We start from the raw sequence: 3812 nt of genomic DNA on the forward strand, positions 1-3812 counted from the left end.
ACGCTCCTAAGGATTATTACATTGTAAAACACAAGATTGAGGTGAAGGACGAAGCTACAGGTTCGTCTCTGATTATTCTTCCGGATGATAAGTTCAGCATCAACGCCCTTATTTCATTCGATTCACCTGTATTGCCGAATCAGTTTGCAACGATGAACGACATACGTGAGTTTCCGACCGAACTTGCTGCAGCTCGTACGTTTGTATTTGTTCGCGAAGTTGAAGCATTACTTCAAAACAACCTGATTAAAGGCGGAGATCTGGACAATGCCATTGTTATTTATGATCAGAAAACAACACAGGAGTCGTTAGACAAACTGGCAGATGCTGTTGGAATTCCACACAAGCACATCGATGAACTCGGTTATGTAAATAACAAACCATTAGTATTTGACAATGAGCCTGCCCGTCACAAAATACTTGACATCATGGGCGACCTGGCACTAATCGGTAAACCAATCAAAGGTCATATCATTGCCACTCGTCCGGGTCATAAGATCAACAACCAACTGGCTCGCATGATTCGTAAAGACATTAAGCTGAATGAGGTACAAGCTCCTGTCTACAAGCCTGGTTGCACCCCTATTATGGACATCAACCGGATCAAACAACTGCTGCCACACCGTTATCCATTTCTGATGGTCGACAAAATCATTGAGATTGGATCCAATCATATTGTCGGCGTTAAAAATGTTTCCGTTAACGAACCATTTTTCCAAGGTCACTTCCCTGAAGAACCTGTTATGCCAGGCGTATTACAGATTGAAGCTATGGCGCAGACAGGTGGCCTGCTAGTGCTTAATTCAGTAGAAGAACCTCATCGTTACTCTACTTATTTTCTTAAAATAGATAACGTAAAATTCCGCCAGAAGGTTGTTCCTGGCGACACGCTGATTTTCCGACTCGAGTTTATGTCGGAGATCAGACGCGGATGTGCTTTAATGAAGGGACTGGCATTTGTAGACGAAAAGGTAGTTTGTGAAGCCGAATTTATGGCACAGATCATTAAGAATAAATAAACTAAAAAGATAATGAATCAACACCCATTAGCTAGTGTTCATCCTGAAGCAAAAATCGGAGAGAACGTTACAATAGATCCGTTTGCAGTAATTGAGAAAGATGTTGTAATCGGGGATAACTGCCACATATTCTCTCATGCTGTAATTCTGGACGGAGCTCGCATCGGTTCGAATTGCAAGATATTTCCGGGAGCGGTCATTTCGGGAATCCCTCAGGACCTGAAGTTTGCCGGCGAAACAACGACGGCTGAGATTGGAAATAATACAACTATACGGGAATGTGTAACAATTAACAGGGGAACCAAAGCTAAAGGCAAGACTGTTGTTGGAAACGACTGTCTTATCATGGCATATGCGCACGTGGCACACGACTGTATTCTAAAAGATCATATTATTATCGGTAATGCAACCCAGATAGCCGGAGAGGTAGAAATAGACGATTTTGCCATTGTAAGCGGAGGCACATTGGTACACCAGTTTACCCGTATATCGAAACATGTTATGATTCAGGGTGGATCACGTGTTGGAAAAGATATTCCTCCTTATACACTGATCGGCCGGGATCCCATCGCCTACTGTGGTATTAATATTGTTGGCCTTCGCCGTCGTGGTTACACGAACGATCAGGTATTTCTGATTCAGGATATATACCGCACACTATATACCCGTGGGTTGAACAATAGTGATGCTATCAATTGCATTGAAAGCGAATATGAACCAAGCATTGAGCGTGATTTAATCCTTGGATTCATAAAATCTTCAAGCCGAGGGATTGTCAGAGGTTCAATGGATTAACCAGAGCAGTTATATAAAAACGAAAGCTGTCTCTCTCAGGGAGGCAGCTTTTTTTATGTCATATATAGAGGGATTTAATATTTTTTACTACTTTTGAACCAACAAAAAACAACTACAATTATGTTATTCAGATTTCTTATCCTGTCAGACGAAGTTGATGACTTCAAACGTGAAATTAAGATAGATTCGGAAGCGACTTTTCTTGATTTGCACAATGCCATTCTGGATTCTGTCGGATACACAAAAGATCAGATGTGTTCATTCTTTATTTGTGAAGACGACTGGAGCAAAAAAACAGAAATTACGCTGGTTGAAATGGATACTGCTTCGGAAGAAGACAACTATATAATGGAAGATACGCGTTTAGAAGAGTTACTTGAAGACGAACATCAGAAACTCCTTTATGTATTCGATTATATGACCGAAAGGGCCTTCTTTATGGAGTTAAGGGAAATTATCCCGGGAAAAGATATGGATAAACCGGAATGCTCGATATCTCTTGGCAATCCTCCGGTTCAGATTATGTCTTTTGATGATTTTACACCTAAAACAGGTGGAACACAGGATTTAGGAGAAGATTTCTACGGAGATTCAGAATTCGATATCGACGAATTAGATAAAGAAGGCTTCGACGGACTAGAAGGTCCGATGGAAAATCCGTTTGACGATGAGCGCTTTTGATGAATACGCTTATTGTTTTACTGGGACCGACCGGAGTTGGTAAGACGGAACTTAGCCTACGTGTGGCATCACATGTAGGCAGTCCTATTATTTCGGCGGATTCCCGTCAGTTGTACAAAGAGCTTGTAATAGGAACGGCAGCCCCCACAGCCGAACAGCTCGCCCGTGTTAAACATTATTTTGTGGGCACACTATCTCTCACCGATTATTACAATGCCAGTCAGTTTGAAGAGGAAGTTCTGGTATGTCTGGAGAATCTTTTCCAGTCTGCATCCAATGTTGTTATGACCGGAGGCTCCATGATGTATATCGATGCTGTTTGCAACGGTATCGACGAACTTCCAACTGTTAGTCAGGAGATCCGGACTAACCTGATGAAGCGTTTTGAAGTTGAGGGATTGGATCCGATTCGGGAAGACTTAAAGCGACTGGATCCTCAACATTACAACGAGGTGGATCTCAACAATTACAAAAGGGTAATCCATGCCCTTGAAATATGTTTGATGACAGGCAGGCCCTATTCAGAACTACGTACAAATACAAAAAAGACACGTCCTTTTCGCATTATTAAAATCGGACTTACCCGCGATCGGGAAGAACTTTGCGACCGTATCAATGCCCGGGTTGATCAGATGATGCGTGATGGATTACTTGAAGAAGCCCGGCATGTATATCCTTACAAACACCTAAATTCACTGAATACAGTTGGATATAAGGAGATGTTTAATTACCTTGACGGTGAATGGCCTTTGGATTTTGCAGTTGAGAAAATAAAACGTAATAGCCGCGTGTATGCCCGAAAGCAGATGACTTGGTTTAAGCGTGATAAAGAAATCAACTGGTTTCATCCGGACAACATAGAAGGCATATTAACTTTCCTGGACGAACAACTAAAGCGTCCTGAATTATAACAATTATAAACATAGAAATAAGTAAGAATGACTACCGGACAGAATCAATCCAAGAAAAAAGCTTTGCGTAAACAAATAATCCTTGTATCCATTGTCTTATTTTTGCTTGTTTATCTGGCTTCCACATGGTTGGATGAAGGAGGTAGGGTACAAAAGTTCTCCTTCTTACTTTTTTTTCATATGATATTTATTCACATTTCACAAAACAAAACCAGCATCAAAGAGATGATTGCTACAAAAAAAGTCAACGTCGTTACGACGCTGACCTTTATATCTTTCGTTGTGATGCTTAATAATTTTGTACTGGTTCTATTTGGTGTATCTTTTACAAACATGACCGTACACTACTGGTTAGTAGGTATTTTTCTCATTTTAGCAGTCATTCATAGCATTGAAAGACTGCTTA

Annotated in this window: 5 protein-coding genes; all 5 read left to right on the plus strand. The window is 40.9% G+C overall.

The window, feature by feature from the left end; translation table 11 throughout:
* Positions 1-1019 (plus strand): bifunctional UDP-3-O-[3-hydroxymyristoyl] N-acetylglucosamine deacetylase/3-hydroxyacyl-ACP dehydratase (locus AB7E53_RS14475; protein WP_446776482.1); only part of this gene is annotated, 1019 nt, incomplete at its 5' end.
* 12 nt (positions 1020-1031) lie between these two features.
* Complete coding sequence (gene lpxA / locus AB7E53_RS14480) at positions 1032-1814, plus strand: acyl-ACP--UDP-N-acetylglucosamine O-acyltransferase (RefSeq protein ID WP_068180745.1); 783 nt, start codon at positions 1032-1034, stop codon at positions 1812-1814.
* A 120-nt stretch (positions 1815-1934) separates the two neighbouring features.
* A complete protein-coding gene (locus AB7E53_RS14485) occupies positions 1935-2495 on the plus strand; it encodes an IS1096 element passenger TnpR family protein (protein ID WP_446776484.1) in 561 nt (186 codons plus the stop codon).
* Positions 2495-3406, plus strand: coding sequence for a tRNA (adenosine(37)-N6)-dimethylallyltransferase MiaA (gene miaA / locus AB7E53_RS14490; RefSeq protein WP_446776486.1), 912 nt, complete (start codon positions 2495-2497; stop codon positions 3404-3406). Before AB7E53_RS14485 ends, miaA begins: the two co-directional genes overlap by 1 nt.
* Before the next feature lie 27 nt (positions 3407-3433).
* On the plus strand, positions 3434-3812 hold a 379-nt coding region (locus tag AB7E53_RS14495), incomplete at its 3' end, for a hypothetical protein (RefSeq protein ID WP_446776488.1).

The sequence above is a fragment of the Macellibacteroides sp. genome (assembly GCF_050251695.1).
GTDB lineage: Bacteria > Bacteroidota > Bacteroidia > Bacteroidales > Tannerellaceae > Macellibacteroides > Macellibacteroides fermentans.